Source organism: Ewingella sp. S1.OA.A_B6 (assembly GCF_049889095.1).
GTDB lineage: Bacteria > Pseudomonadota > Gammaproteobacteria > Enterobacterales > Enterobacteriaceae > Ewingella.
The window spans coordinates 27,879-44,795 of record NZ_JBLJFK010000001.1; the positions used below are offsets into that span (position 1 = coordinate 27,879).

19 protein-coding genes and 1 riboswitch are annotated in these 16,917 nt (G+C 52.4%); of the genes, 8 read left to right on the forward strand and 11 right to left on the reverse strand.

Annotated features, from left to right (window positions below; all coding sequences use genetic code 11):
• The first annotated feature begins 80 nt into the window (after window positions 1-80).
• Together ACMV8I_RS00145 and cspE are read left to right on the forward strand one after the other, a co-directional pair.
• Window positions 81-851 carry a DUF2076 domain-containing protein gene (locus ACMV8I_RS00145; RefSeq protein ID WP_498863228.1) on the forward strand — a complete coding sequence of 257 codons (771 nt, stop codon included), beginning with the start codon at window positions 81-83 and terminating at the stop codon, window positions 849-851.
• Window positions 852-1,019: 168 nt separating this feature from the next.
• A complete protein-coding gene (gene cspE, locus ACMV8I_RS00150) occupies window positions 1,020-1,229 on the forward strand; it encodes a transcription antiterminator/RNA stability regulator CspE (protein ID WP_140470542.1) in 210 nt (69 codons plus the stop codon).
• Between the two features lie 65 nt (window positions 1,230-1,294).
• Here cspE and ACMV8I_RS00155 read toward each other — a convergent pair whose 3' ends face one another.
• The 4 genes from ACMV8I_RS00155 to ACMV8I_RS00170 all read right to left on the reverse strand — a co-directional run bounded on the left by ACMV8I_RS00155 (window position 1,295) and on the right by ACMV8I_RS00170 (window position 5,512).
• A complete protein-coding gene (locus tag ACMV8I_RS00155) occupies window positions 1,295-2,491 on the reverse strand; it encodes a multidrug effflux MFS transporter (RefSeq protein ID WP_498863229.1) in 1,197 nt (398 codons plus the stop codon).
• 41 nt (window positions 2,492-2,532) lie between these two features.
• Window positions 2,533-3,186, reverse strand: coding sequence for a TetR/AcrR family transcriptional regulator (locus tag ACMV8I_RS00160; RefSeq protein WP_498863230.1), 654 nt, complete (start codon window positions 3,184-3,186; stop codon window positions 2,533-2,535).
• Window positions 3,187-3,594: 408 nt separating this feature from the next.
• Entirely contained in the window at window positions 3,595-3,978 is a 384-nt protein-coding gene (crcB, locus tag ACMV8I_RS00165) for a fluoride efflux transporter CrcB (RefSeq protein WP_498863231.1), read from the reverse strand.
• A 69-nt stretch (window positions 3,979-4,047) separates the two neighbouring features.
• A riboswitch (Fluoride riboswitch) is annotated at window positions 4,048-4,110 on the reverse strand.
• Between the two features lie 58 nt (window positions 4,111-4,168).
• Window positions 4,169-5,512, reverse strand: a complete 1,344-nt coding sequence (locus ACMV8I_RS00170) for an aminotransferase class I/II-fold pyridoxal phosphate-dependent enzyme (RefSeq protein WP_498863232.1) — start codon at window positions 5,510-5,512, stop codon at window positions 4,169-4,171.
• 178 nt (window positions 5,513-5,690) lie between these two features.
• On the opposite strand from ACMV8I_RS00170, the gene ACMV8I_RS00175 reads away from it, so the two are divergent.
• Together ACMV8I_RS00175 and ACMV8I_RS00180 are read left to right on the forward strand one after the other, a co-directional pair.
• Window positions 5,691-6,662, forward strand: a complete 972-nt coding sequence (locus ACMV8I_RS00175) for a substrate-binding domain-containing protein (RefSeq protein WP_498863233.1) — start codon at window positions 5,691-5,693, stop codon at window positions 6,660-6,662.
• Window positions 6,663-6,677: 15 nt separating this feature from the next.
• The gene (locus ACMV8I_RS00180) at window positions 6,678-7,478 is read left to right on the forward strand and encodes a deaminated glutathione amidase (protein ID WP_498863234.1); all 801 of its coding nucleotides are present in this window, start codon (window positions 6,678-6,680) and stop codon (window positions 7,476-7,478) included.
• A 19-nt stretch (window positions 7,479-7,497) separates the two neighbouring features.
• On the opposite strand, the gene ACMV8I_RS00185 is transcribed toward ACMV8I_RS00180, so the two are convergent.
• Entirely contained in the window at window positions 7,498-7,632 is a 135-nt protein-coding gene (locus ACMV8I_RS00185; RefSeq protein ID WP_498863235.1) for a hypothetical protein, read from the reverse strand.
• A 65-nt stretch (window positions 7,633-7,697) separates the two neighbouring features.
• On the opposite strand from ACMV8I_RS00185, the gene ACMV8I_RS00190 reads away from it, so the two are divergent.
• The 3 genes from ACMV8I_RS00190 to ACMV8I_RS00200 are packed head-to-tail and all read left to right on the forward strand — an operon-like array spanning window position 7,698 to window position 10,368.
• Window positions 7,698-8,606 carry an ABC transporter substrate-binding protein gene (locus tag ACMV8I_RS00190; protein ID WP_498863236.1) on the forward strand — a complete coding sequence of 303 codons (909 nt, stop codon included), beginning with the start codon at window positions 7,698-7,700 and terminating at the stop codon, window positions 8,604-8,606.
• Window positions 8,603-9,586: an amino acid ABC transporter permease gene (locus ACMV8I_RS00195; RefSeq protein ID WP_498863237.1), complete on the forward strand. Its 984-nt coding sequence runs from the start codon at window positions 8,603-8,605 to the stop codon at window positions 9,584-9,586. The genes ACMV8I_RS00190 and ACMV8I_RS00195 overlap by 4 nt, the downstream gene beginning before the upstream one ends.
• The gene (locus ACMV8I_RS00200) at window positions 9,583-10,368 is read left to right on the forward strand and encodes an amino acid ABC transporter ATP-binding protein (RefSeq protein WP_498863238.1); all 786 of its coding nucleotides are present in this window, start codon (window positions 9,583-9,585) and stop codon (window positions 10,366-10,368) included. Before ACMV8I_RS00195 ends, ACMV8I_RS00200 begins: the two co-directional genes overlap by 4 nt.
• Window positions 10,369-10,396: 28 nt before the next feature.
• Here the strand turns inward: ACMV8I_RS00200 and ACMV8I_RS00205 are convergent, their stop codons facing one another.
• Window positions 10,397-11,461 carry a diguanylate cyclase gene (locus ACMV8I_RS00205; RefSeq protein ID WP_498863239.1) on the reverse strand — a complete coding sequence of 355 codons (1,065 nt, stop codon included), beginning with the start codon at window positions 11,459-11,461 and terminating at the stop codon, window positions 10,397-10,399.
• A gap of 293 nt (window positions 11,462-11,754) precedes the next feature.
• Between ACMV8I_RS00205 and tatA the strand changes: the two genes are divergently transcribed.
• On the forward strand, window positions 11,755-11,955 hold the full coding sequence (tatA, locus tag ACMV8I_RS00210; RefSeq protein ID WP_498863240.1) for a Sec-independent protein translocase subunit TatA: 201 nt from the start codon (window positions 11,755-11,757) through the stop codon (window positions 11,953-11,955).
• Between the two features lie 145 nt (window positions 11,956-12,100).
• Here the strand turns inward: tatA and lipA are convergent, their stop codons facing one another.
• The 5 genes from lipA to rlpA form a co-directional block, all read right to left on the reverse strand.
• Entirely contained in the window at window positions 12,101-13,066 is a 966-nt protein-coding gene (gene lipA / locus ACMV8I_RS00215; protein ID WP_498863241.1) for a lipoyl synthase, read from the reverse strand.
• 171 nt (window positions 13,067-13,237) lie between these two features.
• The gene (gene lipB / locus ACMV8I_RS00220; RefSeq protein WP_498863242.1) at window positions 13,238-13,906 is read right to left on the reverse strand and encodes a lipoyl(octanoyl) transferase LipB; all 669 of its coding nucleotides are present in this window, start codon (window positions 13,904-13,906) and stop codon (window positions 13,238-13,240) included.
• Between the two features lie 91 nt (window positions 13,907-13,997).
• Window positions 13,998-14,261 (reverse strand): DUF493 family protein YbeD, encoded by a 264-nt coding sequence (ybeD, locus tag ACMV8I_RS00225; RefSeq protein ID WP_140470528.1) that lies wholly within the window; start codon window positions 14,259-14,261, stop codon window positions 13,998-14,000.
• A 164-nt stretch (window positions 14,262-14,425) separates the two neighbouring features.
• A complete protein-coding gene (gene dacA, locus ACMV8I_RS00230; protein WP_498863243.1) occupies window positions 14,426-15,634 on the reverse strand; it encodes a D-alanyl-D-alanine carboxypeptidase DacA in 1,209 nt (402 codons plus the stop codon).
• A gap of 176 nt (window positions 15,635-15,810) precedes the next feature.
• Window positions 15,811-16,908 (reverse strand): endolytic peptidoglycan transglycosylase RlpA, encoded by a 1,098-nt coding sequence (rlpA, locus tag ACMV8I_RS00235; protein ID WP_498863244.1) that lies wholly within the window; start codon window positions 16,906-16,908, stop codon window positions 15,811-15,813.
• Between the last annotated feature and the right edge of the window lie 9 nt (window positions 16,909-16,917).

The window sequence follows — 16,917 nt, forward strand, 5'->3', positions numbered from 1 at the left end:
GTGATCGATAGATTTCCTCTTTCTGCTATGCGTTTTTGATAACGCGAAGGGGGAGCAACACACATCGACAAGGTGAATTTATGCAATCCGAAGAACAGCGTTTAATCGAAGGTCTTTTTAGCCGTCTGCAACAGGCTGAGTCCGTTACGGCACCGCGCGATGCCGAAGCAGAACGTGTGATTCAGGCTTGCATCAGTAAGCAGCCTTCAGCGCCTTATTATATGGCGCAGGCGATGATTATTCAGGAGGCCGCCCTGACCAAGTTGAATCAGCAGGTTCAGGCGCAGCAGCAACAAATTCAGCAGTTGCAGGAGCAGGCCAAATCCGTACGTCCGCCAAGCAGTGGATTCCTGGCCGGGCTATTTGGCGGTGGCTCATCGGCGCAAAGTCAGCCGCAGGCCGCAGGACAAAGTCATTCTGGCAGCCAGCCTATCCCCGGTACTAGCGGTTGGGATAACCGCAATGCGCCGCAACAGCAACAGCCTTACCAGCAACAGGCAGCACCCCAGCAGGCCGCGCCTCAGCAGCCAGGTTTCCTCGGTAGCGCCTTGCGCACTGCCGCCGGTGTGGCCGGTGGCGTGGTGCTGGCCGAGATGCTGACCGGCATGTTCCATCAGACTCAGCCGCAGGAAATTGTAAATATCATCCAGGAGCCACCGGTGCAGAATCTGGATCCGAACGACACCAGCGCCCTCGATAATAATGATTTCCAACAGCAAAATTTCGACAGCGGTCAGCCGGACTGGCAGGACGCCTCAATGAGCGATAATAATGATAGTGCAGGCTTTGGTTTTGGCGCTGACGACGGCAGCTCAGATGATTACAGTAATGACGACGACTCCTTTTTCTGACTTTTTATGGTTTGTGAAGGCGTTTTGACAGTAGGAATTATCGTACAAGCTGCCAGAGTGAGAGGTTTATCGCTTATTGCAATCTGACTTCTGGACAAAAGCCAGATCTGTTGCTGTACTGTAATTGACACACGTTTTGTGTCGTTCATTCACGTAAAGGTAAGTTTGATGTCTAAGATTACAGGTAGCGTTAAGTGGTTCAATGAATCTAAAGGTTTTGGTTTCATTACCCCTGAAGATGGTAGCAAAGATGTTTTCGTTCATTTCTCTGCTATTGCCAGCAACGGTTTTAAAACCCTCGCTGAAGGCCAACGTGTTGAATTCGAAATCACACAGGGCGCTAAAGGTCCATCGGCTGCTGACGTTAAACCTATTTAACGCTAGCCAAATTTTGAAAAAACCCGCTGATGCGGGTTTTTTTTGGCTTTTTTTCAGTTGTGTGGTTACACAGCAGCAGTCACTTTACGCACCAGTGTCACAAACAGCGTAATGGCGATCGCGTAACAGCCGAGGATCGTTAGCCCCATTGATAACGCCGACGTGCCGCCCAGCCCGCTGATCGGGACGCTAATCGATCCCAGCGCGAACATACACACCCCAATCAGTGCCGACGCGCTGCCCGCATTCTTTCCCTGGCTTTGCATCGCCAGTGAGCCCGCATTCGGACCGACAATCCCGATAGTAATGACCGAGAAGAACAGCGGTATCATCAGCACCATCAGCGGAGCGTGCAGACTGGCCGCGATGACCAGTGAAACGGAACCGGCGGCGGCGACACACAGGCCGATTTTAACCAGAGTCAGTTCACCCAACTTGTGGCTCAGGCGCGTTGAGACCTGCGCGGCAATCACCAGGCCAAAGCCATTGGCGGCAAAGCACAGACTGAACATCTGCGGGCTGAGACTATAGATTTGCTGCAAAACAAAAGGTGATGCGCCGATATAGGCGAACATACCCGCCATCGTAAAGCCCTGAGTTAAACACAGGCCCATAAATTGTCGGTCTTTCATCAGTCTGCCAATCGAACGCACCATCACCATCACACCGCCTTGTGAGCGCCGTTCTGTGGGGAGCGTTTCGTGCAGTTTCAGCGAGGAGAAGCAAAAAAGCAGAATGGAAACGATCGCCAGTGCGCCAAAAATGCCCCGCCAGCTCATAAAGTTCAGCAAGCCACCGCCCAGAACCGGCGCGACAATCGGCGCCAGTCCGTTGACCAGCATCAACAGCGCAAAAAATCGCGTCAGCTCGTGGCCGTTATATAAGTCACGGGCCACGGCGCGCGACAGCACCGCGCCGCCTGCACCCGCTACGCCCTGTAGCAGACGGGCCACAATCAGTTGGTCAATGGTTTGCGCGACGGCGCAGCCCACGGAAGCCACCAACAACAGCGCCAGCGACCACAACAGCGGGCGCATACGGCCATATTTGTCACTCAGCGGGCCAAAAATCAACTGCCCCAGACCGAGACCCAACAGACCGGCGGTCAGACTCAGCTGACTGGCGGCGGTGGTGGTATTAAGTTCGAGCGCCATTTCGGGCAGCGCAGGTAAATAGAGGTCCGTACACAGCGGGCCTAGCGCCGCGAGCGAACCCAAAACCAGGGCATAACCCAGGCGTTTTTCTGTCAGGTGATTACTCATTACTTGTCCATTTCTGCTGGTTTTTGTGATGGAAACGAGGGTTAGGTCTGTGGTGATAGCGTTGTAGGATCAAACAGTTGACGAAACACCCTGTCATAAAGTAGATCAAGATTAATGGGATCTGCGTGCAGGGTAGTCAGGTGGCGGAACGCCGAGCCTTCGCAAATAACCGCCAGCATTTCGACCCGTGCGGTTAATTCATCATCCGATAGATGGGTATAGGCTTTTGCCAGCATGGCTTTGGCCTCATTAAAAAGCTGTTTTTCTGCATCACGCCAAATCTGTTCCACTATGGGGTTGCGCGTGGCTTCTGCTGCCACTTCCAACATCAGCGCATGGTCTATTTCTGTCTGTTCCGGGATCCCATCAGGGCTGGCGTTATGCTTGTATTCTACATGCAAGCTGCCAATACGGCGGTGTGCAAGATTCTCGGCCATCTGGCGCAGGTTGTGTACGTTGCCTGTCATCAGACGAATTTTTGTAAACACGATACGTCGCACGATCTCCTCAATAATGGCATCTTTATTGGCAAAATAACGGTAAATCTGCCCGACGCTCAGTCGTGACATTTTGGCTATTTCAGCCATGCCTGCACCATGGAACCCGTGTTTACGAAAACAAACCCGCGATGCGTCGATGATTTGATCCCGTCGGGCGCTAATACGCTGTTCTTTACTTTCTTGGGGATGATGCATTGAGTTTGGATGACCTGAGGTTGGGCGTGCACAGTGAGTGTGAACGTTCGTTCTCAAGTATAGAGTGCCAAGTGATGAAGGTAAACGTTAAAAACAGCGCAGACTCAGAAAGTGCGCACTGTTGTTAAGCGGGGCAGTGGCAAGGGGTTCAGGCCATGAAATAAGTGTGCAGGAAAATGGCGGCGGTAAGAATACATAGCGACACCAGTAGAATTTCATAAAAGGTTTTTGGCATTGAGAACATAGCTTGCTCTGGATCAGTGAGGATTTATGTCAGTCAGTATGAAGTTCTAAAATGAAGGAAACATTAAGATGAGGACGAAATTCTCGGGGACTGGCGGATTTATCTCACAAAATAAGATAATTACGATGCTTTCCGCCATACAAAAGCATCGTAATGATTTAAATTCAGTGCGCGGAAAACCAGCTGACCAGCATAAAGGCCAGCAGTGTCATCGCCAGCGATCCGGCCAGGTTCATGAACATATTCAGCAGCGCACCGGCAAAGCGACCATCCTGCAACATGTATACCACTTCCAGCGAGAAGGTGGAGAAGGTGGTCAGCCCGCCGCAAAAACCGGTGGTCAGCAGCAGCTTCCACACTGGGTCAAGGTGGGTAAGACGGTTGAAAATAGCAATGCCGAGGCCGATGATAAACGCGCCGACCAGATTGACAGTTAAGGTTCCGACAGGCAGAACGGGCGTCATGCCATTCATTTTGATACTGACATACCAGCGGGTAATGCTGCCCAAACCGCCGCCAATAAATACTGCAAGTAATGTGCTGAACATAAAAGCCTTTCGTAAGATTGAGTGGTTATTCAGAAAGGTTCCGGCGTCATGCTACGAACCTCTCAATGAGATTGCGTAGACATCATTAGCCGATAAAGGCGGTTTCGGAGGAATGTCATCTCCATCGTGTCGGATGATTTTACACGGCTGAGACAATAATTTGTAGCGTCTCAGCCAGAGATTAATGATCTTAACCAAGAGCCAGCACAATGGCATCGGCGATAATATCAATCTGTTCGGTTTTGAGCTGAGATGTACTAATGCGAATAAACTGTCCGGTCCCGGTGCGGCTGCGTTCACCAGGCAGCACGGCGATGCCTCTGGCAGCGAGAGTGACCAGGGCAAACTGCTCAGAAGGTACTGGGATCAGTATCGAGAGACCGTCCCGATGGGGGATATTTACGCCGCGTATTTTCAGCGCATCGGACATCGCCTTGCGCCTCTTCGCATAAACACGCTTAGCGTGTTCAATTCCTTCCTGCGTTTTTTCATCGTTAATCAGGTATGCCAGCGCTTGCTGCAAAATACGGCTCGACCAGCCGGCACCGAAATTGCGGAAAGATTTGATCTGTTTGATCAAATCTTCAGAACTGGAGATCACCGCCAGCCGCAGATCCGGCCCGTAGGCTTTGGAATACGAGCGAACGTGGATGGTGCGCAGTGGTAGCACGCTACCCATGCTGATCGGTTTTTCGCGCGACAGCTGACCGATGCCATCATCTTCAATGATCAGCGTATTGCTGGCACTGAGGATTTCCGCCAGCACGGCATAACGTTCGGCATTCAGCGCGTGGCCGCAGTGAGAATGGGTTCGCGGTTGATAGATAAAGCCGGAAGGTTTTTTCGCCAGTGCCATCTGTAATGATTCAGGAATGGGGCCGAACTGATCACATTTGACCGGCAGAACCTGCGCACCCAGATTGTCGAGCATATCCAGCAGGCGGGTGGCGGTCGGGTCTTCAATAGCTACCACTGAGCCTTGCATCAGCAGGGTTTGCAGCGTCAGGTTCATGGCGTCAAAACCGCCGTCGGCTGCCATAAAAGCCTCGGCGTTATAAGGCCAGCTGGGTTTAACGGCTTCCAGCAGCGCAGGCGCAATCGCCTCGCGCTGATAGCTGTTGAGGTTATCGGCGCAGGCGCCTGCCTGGAGCGCGGCGCTAAGATCGGGCAACAGGGCCGGGTCCGGTGATGATAGCGCCAGATCGGCAATGATGTGATCCCCGAAGTTACCGATTTTCTCAAAGCGCATCGGGCGAGGGGAAAGCGTATCACCGCACACCCAAACGCCGTTGCGGCCGCGCCCGGCAATGACTTTCTGGCGGCGAAGCTGGCTCCACGCAGCCGACACCGTGGCCGGGCTGACGCCCAGAGCCTGCGCCAGTTCACGTACTGCGGGTAAATGTGTGCCAATCTCAATCACGCCCGAGCGGATCATCGATGCCGTTTCGAGCGCAATGCCGCGTATTGAACGGTCTTGCAAATGGCCAGCGAACCACTCGGCATTCTGCGTTTTTACCAGCAAACTATCACTCATTTCGTTCCTTTTGTTCAGTAACAAAGATTCTATTGTACATATTAAATTATGGCATTAGTATCAAACTTAACCTGATTAGGCGATAAAATAATCACATTGGCGTCAATATGATCGCTAATGGTCAATGAGATGTTGTTTTTGTGATATTTCATTCCGCAAATATATTAAGAGGAAGACTGTGGCAATCACCATCAGACTGGCTGTTCGTGACTGGGATTACTTTACGCCGCTGGCGTTGGGTGATGTGAAACCTGAGGGTTTCAACCTTGAGATTGACCGTGTCGGCACTCTGGTTGGCGATTTAGCCACCAGCGATTGTTACGACGCGGGCGAAGTCTCCTTCAGCCGTTATGCACAGGGGCGTGCCAAAGGGGAAAACGATCTGCTGGCCATTCCGCACTTCCTGATGCGAGGCTTTCGTCAGCGCTGCATCATCACTCGCGACGACAGTCCATTAACCGAGCTGTCGCAATTGGCAGGCAAACGTATTGGGCTGACGGGCTGGCAGGATTCCGGCAACACCTGGACCCGCACATTGCTAGCGCTCGAAGGTGTAGAGATTGAAGATGCTCACTGGTACGTGGGGCGTCTGACGGCCGATCATCCGATTGTTGACCGACTGGCCGGTTTTGGCCGCGCCGGGCGCATTGAAGCAGTACCCGAAGAGCGCCCGATGATGGAATTGTTGCAAGAGGGCTGGCTAGACGCCGTCTTCACGCCGTTTATGCCGGAAGGTTTTTTCAGACCGGATTCCGGATTCCGTCAGTTTCAGCCCGATTTCCGTCAGGCCGAACTGGCCTACTTTAATAAGGTGGGTTACGTGCCGGGGATTCACCTGCTGGCGATTAAACCCGCGCTGGCTGAAGCACACCCGTGGTTACCTCAGGCGCTGAGCGACATTATTGAACGCTCTTATGAAGTCTGGATGGATAAACGTGCCAAGTATGCCGATACCACACCGTGGTTGCTGGACGATCTGCGTCGCACAGTGATCGACTTACCTGCCGACTGGAACGCAAACGGTTACGTTGCCAACAAACAAATGATTGAAGATTTTGCCGAAGAGTTACACCGGCAGAACCTGATAGCCCGGCGCCTGAGCGCGGCAGAACTTTTTCCGCAATTTGCCGCTGAGTCTGCCAGCCACTGAACCTAAGGAATGAACATGAAAGTTGCACTAGGGCAGTTCGCCGTTGCGAAAGAGTGGCAAGCCAATGCCGAAACTTGTCTTTCGCTGATGGCCGCGTCTCGAGAAGCTGGAGCCGATTTACTGGTGTTGCCGGAAGGCATTCTGGCACGGGATATCGCTGATCCTGACTTGGTATTGAAAGCCGCCCAGCCGCTCGACGGTCCATTTGTCAGCCAGTTACTGGCAGCCAGCGTTGGTCATCAGATGACCACCATGATGAGTGTACACACCCCTGCACCCGATGGCCGTGCATGGAATGTGCTGATCTCAATTCGCAATGGCGAGATCATTTCTGAGTACCGCAAGCTGCACTTGTATGACGCATTTTCAGCGCAAGAGTCTAAAAACGTCACGCCGGGTAAAGAGGTTCCGCCGCTGGTTGAGGTGGCGGGTTTTAACGTCGGCCTCATGACCTGTTATGACGTGCGCTTCCCCGAATTGGCGCGCCGTCTGGTGCTCGACGGTGCCGAAGTCTTGGTGTTGCCCGCCGCCTGGGTGAAAGGCCCACTTAAAGAGATGCACTGGGAAGTGCTGGTGACCGCCCGTGCGCTGGAAAACACCACTTATATGGTGGCAGTCGGTGAGTGTGGCGAGCGCAATATCGGTAACAGCATGGTCGTTGACCCGCTTGGCGTGGCGATTGCCCGTGCGGCCGAAGCACCTGCTCTGATATTTGCTCAATTGGACAAAGATCGTCTTATACATGCACGTAAAGTATTGCCCGTGTTGGAAAACCGCTGCTTTGATATTCCACAACTGCGCAGCGGCAAGTTTTGATCACTTCGCCAGCCGATCCTCAGCGGCTGGCGAGGCAATAGAGATAAAGCGCGAACCACACCAGGGAGCGCTGCAGTAAACACCCCGGATCAGCGCCGGAGCCGACGGTGTAATACTTATAGGGCGTCATCAACACCAGGGACGGTGTTAACAAAAATAAAATGATCCCATTATTCTTTTCACAACATCCAGGCCGACTTTTAAACAGAGGAAATAGAGATGATGGCAAAACAATTACGTCAGGCTGCGGTACTGACGGCTGCGATACTTTCAATACTCTCCACCCATGTTTTGGCTGCTGACAATGTGGCTATCCCTGTTCAAACTATGGACCCGGCGCTGCACGCAAAATTACCGGCTGAGATCCAAAAGTCCGGCTTTATGACGTCGGTAAATAACGGCTCATTTCCGCCGTATGAAATTGTCACTGGCAGTAATTCCCTCGACGGCGCCAGCGCCGATCTGGCCAATGCCCTGGCGGGCGTGCTGGGGGTGAAAATTAAGCATGCTTCGGTCAGCGGTTTATCCGGTATTTTGAGCGGCATGGCGGCCGGGCGTTATCAGATGGGGATCGGCCCGATTGGTGATTACCCGGATCGACAGGCGAAAAATGACTTCGTCGATTTCGTCAGAGAGTTCGTGGTGTTTGCCGTGCATAAAGGCAACCCACAGAAGATCAACTCACTGGAAGACACCTGCGGTAAGCGCATCGCGGTGATGGCGGGTGGATCGGCGGAGCAGGTGATCCGCAAGCAGTCGGATCTGTGCGTGAAAGGCAGTAAACCGGCGGTTAATGTTCAATCTTACGCCGATCAACCGACCTCGATTTTAGCAGTGCGCTCTAACCGCTCCGATGCCTTCTTCTCCTCCCAGGCGCCGTTGACCTATTTCGTACAGAAAGCCGGCGGTCAGTTGGAGCTAACGGGCACCGGCAAAGCCAACGGGTTTGGTGATATCTTCCAGGGTACCGTGGTGCCGAAAGATTCCGCCGTGCGTGACGCGATTCTGGCGGGTTACCAGAAGCTGTTTGATAACGGTACTTACGCCATCATCATGAAAAAATGGGGTCTGGAAGAGAATATGATCGCCGCTCCGGGCATCAATCTGGCTAAGGTGCAGCCTCAATGACGGGCAAAACGTATAGTTCCCCGCCTGCTGTCAGGGATGGCTATACGCCGGATACGCGCCGTAACGTGGAGTTTTCCCATGTGCCTCGCAGCTACGGACGCTGGCTGGCGTGGATTGTCGTGCTGCTCATTGCCGCCGATGTCATATGGAACGTCGCCCGTAATCCGAATTTTGAATGGCACGTGGTAGCGCAGTGGTTTACCGAAGCCACGGTGATGAAGGGGCTGGGCGTCACGCTTGGCCTTACCGTGATTTCGATGATACTGGGTGTATTGCTGGGGTTGATGCTGGCGATTGCCCGGCTGTCGCAAAGTATGCTGCTGCGACGCCTGTCCGGCATGTTCATCTGGTTTTTTCGCGGAACGCCGCTACTGGTCCAACTGCTGTTCTGGTACAACATGTCGACACTGTTCCCGCGCGTGGTGCTGGGCATTCCTTTCGGCCCTGAGTACATGAGCTGGAATACCAACGACCTGATCACCCCATTGACTGCGGCAATCGCGGGTCTGGCGCTGAACGAAGCGGCATATATGGCGGAGATTATCCGCGCCGGGCTGCTGTCGGTGGATAATGGCCAGTCAGAAACTGCGCAGGCATTCGGCATGAGCCGTGGCCGGGCGCTGCGTCGGATCATTATCCCACAGGCTATGCGGGCGATTATACCGCCGACCGGCAATCAGTTGATTAGCATGATAAAAGCGACCTCGCTGGTTAGTGTGATCGCCATGGGCGACCTGCTGTACTCGGTGCAAACCATTTACAACCGCACCTTCGAAGTGGTGCCGATGCTGCTGGTGGCGGTGATCTGGTATTTGCTGATCACCTCCGTGCTGAACGTCGCCCAGTCGGCCATCGAACGCTATTACTCACGTGGTACCCGCAGTTCAGGATCCGCGACTAAACGCCGTCAGACTTCCGCTGAAGAGAAGACTATCCCGATTGTCAGGCAACCGGGCGTCGCCCAGAAGGATAATCTATGAGTCAGCAGCAGAGCGACCAGCCGTCACCTCTGGTGGTTGCGCGTAATGTGCATAAAAGCTATGGCGACAACGAAGTGCTTAAGGGCATTGATCTGGATGTCATGCCAAGCGAAGTGGTGGTGATCCTCGGACCTTCAGGCTCAGGGAAATCCACGTTTCTGCGCTGTATTAATCATCTGGAAGATATCGATCGCGGTTCGATCATGGTGGGCGGTGAACAGATTGGTTACGCACTGCGCGGTAGCCGGTTGCATAAGCTGCCGGAAAAGGCCATTGCCCGCCAGCGGCGCGATATTGGTATGGTATTCCAGCAGTTTAATCTTTACCCGCACATGACCGTGTTGCAGAACATTGTTGAAGCGCCGATTGGTGTGCATAAACAGAGCCGTCAGGCGGCAGAGAAGTATGCCGGTGAGCTGCTGGAAAAGGTTGGGCTGAGTGATAAAGCCAATGCTTATCCGCGCCATCTTTCCGGCGGGCAGCAGCAGCGCGTGGCAATTGCACGTGCGCTGGCGGTTAAACCTAAGCTGATGCTGTTTGATGAACCCACGTCGGCGCTGGACCCTGAGCTAGTGGGTGAAGTACTGACGACGATGCGTGATCTTGCGCAGCAAGGGTTGACGATGATCGTGGTCACGCATGAGATCGGTTTCGCTAAAGAAGCGGCGGATCGGGTGGTGTTTATGGATCGCGGTTATGTGGTTGAGCAGGGCTCGGCGGATGAAGTGTTGGTTAATCCGCAGCATCCGCGCACGCAGACGTTTCTCAGCCGTTTCATCTGAAAGTGGCGGGCAAGCGGGAAATAGGCGCTTATATCCGCGTTTCGATCCGATTTCGTCCGCCGTTTTTGGCTTTATACAGAGCGGTATCGGCTGCATTTAGCCATTGTGCTGCGCTCTCATGGTCTTTACGGCACTCGGCAATACCCGCGCTGACATGCACCCGCAGCTCAGGGTGATTGGGGAACAGGTCGTTATCCAACCGGCTCTGTAAACGCTCCATGGCTTTTTTCGCCTGCTCTGCCGTGCTGTGAGGAAGAATGGCAGCAAATTCATCACCGCCATAGCGGCCAATAATGTCGGCAACGCGCATGGCCTGCTGTAACTCCTGCGCCAAAAGTATAATCGCCTGATCGCCGACGTTGTGGCCGTAGTTATCGTTAATTTCCTTAAAGTGGTCGATGTCGATGAGGACTAGCGTAGTCTTGTAGTTATAACGGCGATGACTTTCAATTTCATTATCCAGCAGTGATTCCCAGTGATGGCGGTTATAGAGGCCAGTCAGGCCGTCGCGAACGCTGATCTGCATGATGGCATTTTTATGCTCAGACAGTCTTCTGGAGGTCCTAAATGTGACATTACCCAGAAGAATAGGGTAAATCACAATCATCGGCAGGCAGAGATAGAGCTGGAGCGGAGTGGTTTCCGGCTGAAAAGGAATTTCAGTCAGTAGAAAAACTGCCAGAGCAACCACCGCCTGAGCAAGTATGCATTTGAAGAACAAGGTTTTGCCGCCGGCAGCAATGTTGTTCATCCCCATCATGGAAATAATAACGGCGGACGGCAGGGCGTTAAAACCCATAGCGGCCAGCCACACGCCTCCTAAGGCGGCGTCGATTTTCAGGTTGCGGATCTCTGTTTTGAACGGGTTGCTGGCGCGTATAGCCATCAGGTAGGCAATGTGCGGCCAGAGAAAACCGTTCAGCAGCAGCATGAGCCAGACCGCAGGGTGAATCGAATATGTGATAAGGACGGGTGCCACGCAGATGCTACCCATACCCAATCCGATAATGCGAGGGAGATAGGCACGTCTCGCAAATCTCAGACCTGAATGATGGGCATCGCTGATTAGCGTGGTTTGAGGCGTTTTTGGCATCGGAGCTCATTATGGTTCGGGGCGGGGAACACGGCATGATCCGGCGGAAATCGCCGTAAAACGGATTTACCCAGTAAATGCTTCAAGACTCTCTTATTGAAGTTCATAATAGCTCAGTCTGGTTATAATGCGCACTGATGGATCTTCGCGCGATTATTTCTGTTACATATTTTGGTTGTATTTTCGTCATTATTATTTGTAAATAGTGACAATAGATTTGGTTCTTTTATGCAAAAAGTACCGGTTATCATTACGCCGGTAACAGTTTCGCTATTCGTGAAAAGAAGGTGTGTATGGAAGGTTTAAGCATTACTAAATTGTTGGTTGTGGGCGTTTTAATCATTCTGCTGTTCGGTACCAGCAAACTGCGTTCTTTGGGCGGTGACTTGGGCGCTGCGCTACGTGGCTTCAAGAAAGCCATGAGCGATGAGCCTACCCCAGCCGCAAAGGCTGATGCCACGCCTGTCGAACCACGCGTAGAACACAAAGACTGATTGCTGCCTGCTTTTTATTCGGATACGCCTATTCCTTGCACCTGAAGGTCTGTGTATAAGCATGTTGTGTCTAAATAGAAACGGTTGCTCTTGCGAGCAACCGTTTTGTCTTTTTTAGCGTTTAAGACGTAACAAGGTGTAACCCTTATTTCACTTCCAGACCTTTAGCTTGCAGGTCCGCATGGTATGACGAACGGACGAAAGGTCCGCAGGCGGCATGGGTAAAGCCCATCGCCATCGCTTCGGCTTTCATTTCATCAAACTCTTCCGGGCTAACATAGCGCTGCACCGGTAAGTGGTGACGACTTGGCTGTAAATACTGGCCGAGAGTGAGCATAGTGACACCGTGGCGGCGCAAATCGCGCATCACTTCCACAATCTCCGCGTTAGTTTCTCCCAGACCCACCATCAAACCGGATTTGGTCGGGATTTCAGGGTGCGCTTCTTTGAAACGTTGTAGCAGCGTCAGTGACCACTCGTAGTTTGCCCCAGGGCGAACCTGACGGTAAACGCGTGGCACGTTCTCAAGGTTATGGTTAAAGACGTCCGGCGGTGTGACGTTGAGGATCTCCAGTGCACGATCCATACGGCCTCTGAAATCGGGCACCAGCGTCTCGATTTTAATGGTTGGGTTCTTGGCGCGAATGGCGGCGATACAGTCGGCAAAGTGCTGAGCCCCTCCGTCCCGCAGGTCGTCACGGTCTACAGAGGTGATCACCACGTAGCGCAGGCCCATATCGGCGATAGTCTGTGCCAACTTTTCAGGTTCGTTAGTGTCTGGGGCTGTCGGACGCCCGTGGGCAACGTCGCAGAATGGGCAACGACGAGTACAAATTGCGCCGAGGATCATAAAAGTCGCAGTGCCGTGGTTAAAACATTCGGAGAGGTTAGGGCAGGCTGCCTCTTCACACACTGAGTGCAGGCCATTCTTGCGCAGTGCAGCTTTGATGCCCTGAATTCGGGTCGAATCTGCCGGAAGTTTGATTTTCATCCATGCCGGCTTACGTAACATTTCCTGCCGGTCAGTGACCACGTTTTTCACCGGGATTAACGCCATCTTATCTGCATCGCGGTACTTAACACCGCGTTCCATCTGAATCGGTTTACTCATAAGCTTGCAGGTTCCAGGTTTGTCTCTCGTAACTCGAGTTTTTCAGGACATTCAATGAACGGGCTGATTTATTAAAAAATGAGGAATATTGCAAAAATTATAACACTGATGCCGATCAATATTCAGCCCCCGGAAGTGCTTACAGGCAACAAAGCGTACAATTTTTTAACATCAATACGATTCTTCCTGCCACGGAAGATAATCAATTTGTTGATAATTCATCAGATCATTAAAGGATTTCACCAATACTGGCATGACGTCATCGACGGTGATCCCCGGCTTCTCGACGCTAACTTGGGTCATTTGTAAACCGGCATATCCGCAGGGATTAATGCGCAGGAAGGGTTCGAGATCCATATTGATGTTGAGCGCCAGGCCATGCAGTGAACAACCTTTGCGGATCCGCAGGCCCAAAGAGCAGATTTTCTTGTCATCCACATAGACGCCAGGCGCATCGGCACGCGGGTAAGCGTTGATGGCGAAGTGTGCCAGCGTATCGACAACGGTTTGTTCAATAGCGGTGACGAGCTGACGGACGCCCATTTTTCGGCGCTTCAAGTCTACCATCACGTACATCACCTGCTGGCCGGGACCGTGATAGGTTACCTGTCCGCCACGATCGCTTTGAATCACAGGAATATCACCGGGAAGCAGCAGGTGTTCCGCTTTGCCAGCCTGACCTTGTGTGAAGACTTTCTGGTGTTCAACCAACCAGATTTCGTCCTGCGTGTCGGCGGTCCGGGTGTCGGTGAACAGGTGCATCGCGCGGGATACCGGTTCGTAAGGCTGTAGACCCAGCTGACGTAACACAATGCGTTGTTGCAGGTTATCTTGTAGCACAGCAGCCATCGTTATTTAGAAAAGAGGGAGGGGCAAAAAATTAACGCAGCACCTGTCAGGGGACTGCGTTAGTCAGTTTGTGAGCGAAGATTTACAGCACCATGCGGACAATTTCGATATTACCCAATTCGTCATACAGGGTTTCGACCTGATCGATATGGGTGGCGTTAATCGTAATTGAGACGGAGTGGTAATTGCCTTTACTGCTCGGTTTTACCTGAGGATTGTAGTCGCCAGGTGCATGGCGTTGCACGACTTCCACAACCTGATCAACTAACTCGGGTTGTGCCAGGCCCATTACTTTGTAAGTAAAGGAGCATGGAAATTCGAGCAGTTCGTTAAGTTTGGTTTTCATGTGCACTCCAGCGTGGTTAGCAACGTATTGATAAAATTATTACTCCCGCCAATCTGAAGCGGGAGTGATAAAATTTGATGGCATTACTTATTGAAATAAAAAGTTATTAAAATCAAAATTTATTACTATCAAATGGGGACGTTGTTGGTTATTTCAAGTCTGACTTAGCCAAACCAATGATGGAACATCAGCTTGATATAATCGACGATACGGCTGAAGAAACCGCCCTCTTTGACTTCATTCAGCACCACCAATGGGCGCTCGTCAATCGTTTTGCCATCCAACTGGAAGTTGATTGAACCCACTACCTGATTTTTCTGCAATGGCGCATGCAGCTCAGGACTGTTGAGTACATAGCTGGCTTTCAGATCTTTCATGCGGCCACGTGGAATGGTCAGATAAGCGTCTTTATCTACGCCCAGCACCACACGGTCAGTATCACCAAACCATACTGGCTCCGAGGCGAACTCTTTACCCGCTTTCAGTGGAGAAACGGTTTCGAAGAAACGGAAGCCCCAGGTGAGTAATTTTTTGCTTTCAACTTCGCGGCCTTTATAGGTATGACCGCCCATGACGGCTGAGATCAGGCGCATCTGTCCTTCGGTTGCAGAAGCCACCAGATTATAACCGGCTGATTCGGTGTGGCCGGTCTTTATGCCATCTACGTTCATGCTGGAGTCCCACAACAGACCGTTACGGTTCATTTGGCGGATTTTGTTGAAGGTGAACTCTTTCTCTTTGTAGGTCGCATACTCTTCGGGTACGTCACGGATCAGCGCCTGTCCAATCAGTGCCATATCTCGCGCTGAACTGAACTGGCCGGCAGCATCAAGACCATGCACGGTACCAAAGTGGGTGTTTTTCAGGCCCAATGCGTTGACGTAATTGTTCATCAGACCAACGAAGGCATCCTGGCTGCCAGCAACATAATCTGCCATCGCCACACAGGCATCGTTACCTGATTGCAAAATGATGCCGCGGTTCAACTCAGATACCGGCACGCGATCGCCTGGTTTGAGGAACATCAGGGAAGAACCCTTGAACACTGGATTGCCGGTTGCCCAGGCATCCGGACCCACGGTAACGATGTCGGCTGGTGTGATTTTACCGGCTTTGATTGACTGACCGATGACGTAGCTGGTCATCATTTTAGTCAGGCTGGCAGGGTCACGGCGTGCGTCGGCATTCATTTCTGCCAGCACTTTCCCTGAGTTATAGTCGATCAGTATGTAGGCTTCTGCATCAATTTGCGGAACGCCTGGGATCATCGTCTTTAAGTTAACATCGTCGGCATAGGCGGACGCTGCGCAGAGAGTCAGGGCTGTGCCAAAAGCGAGGCTCTTGACTAAAAGTGGGGTATTTACAAGTTTCATGAGGGGACAGCAACATCCGTAGAGGTAAGTTAAAAACGTGCCACACTATAGCAGAATCGACATATTCGGACATCTGCCATTACCGCGGCTTGAAAGTGTTTATCCTTTTTACCCTTAAAAGGTAACCTGCAGAAACGGGGCTGCAGCCCCGTTCAAGAAACGATTTCACGCTGCCATTACATCGCTGAAACAACAAAAGACTGCTGTTGAGCTTCGCTGGCCAGGCGCTGTTTTAGCTGCTCGGCCTGCTGACGGGTCAATGGCCCGAGCTGAACCCGATACATCCCTCCATTCGGCTGAACTTTACCGGGCACAGAGAACTTCTGGCTCAGGCTTTTCTGCCACAATGCCGCGTTCTGAGGATTGCTCAGCGCGCCGACCTGCACCATGTAATTGCCGCCGGTTGTTGACGAAGAGGAAGGTGCTGATGGCGCGGCGATAGCAGCTGGTGCGGCAACAGCGGCCACCATCTCTGGTGCAGCAGGTTCATCTCTTTCCAGGATCCCCTGCGGGACGGAAGAGGGAGCTTTCAGAAAACCGCCTCCCGATGCGCCGGTTGTGGCTGCGGCTGATGCGTTGGATTCATCTCCGTTGCTCAGCGTGCTGTTATCAATCGGATGGACGCTTGCGCTGGTATCCGGTGGGGTGTTTTGCACTGGAGTTCCCATACCGCTTGACGCTAAATCAGGGCGGCCAGGCAAGGCGTAGGACTGTTTGGCGACGGTCGTGCCAATAGTACCAGGGCCAGAAAGTGAACCGTCGGGTGCAACACGGATAAAGTCGATTTTAACTTTGGTGCTGTTGGTGAGGTTCAGGCGCTCAGCAGCAGCCTGAGAGAGGTCAATAATACGTCCGGGCGTATAAGGTCCACGATCGTTAACGCGCACAACCAGCATACGTCCCGTAGCCACGTTAGTGACACGCACATAGCTTGGGATAGGCAGCGTAGGGTGGGCTGCTGTCAGGGCATTGGGATCAAACTCTTCGCCAATAGCCGTGGTGTTGCTGCCATTTTCCTGACCATACCACGAGGCTAAACCGGTCTGGGTAAAGTTGGAAGGGTCTTTGATAATCTTATAGGTTTTGCCGTTGACGGAGTAATCCTGGCTGGTGCCTGGATTATAAGGTTCGTAACGCGGGTCCGCCCCACCAATTTCTACCACCGGCCCGTTATAGGCTTGTTGCGGTGCAGCTTGTTGTGGCTGTGTTTCGTCAGTCACACAACCACTCAACAGCAACCCAATGATGACAGCTCCAAGCCATTGCTTACGCATTGCTCACCT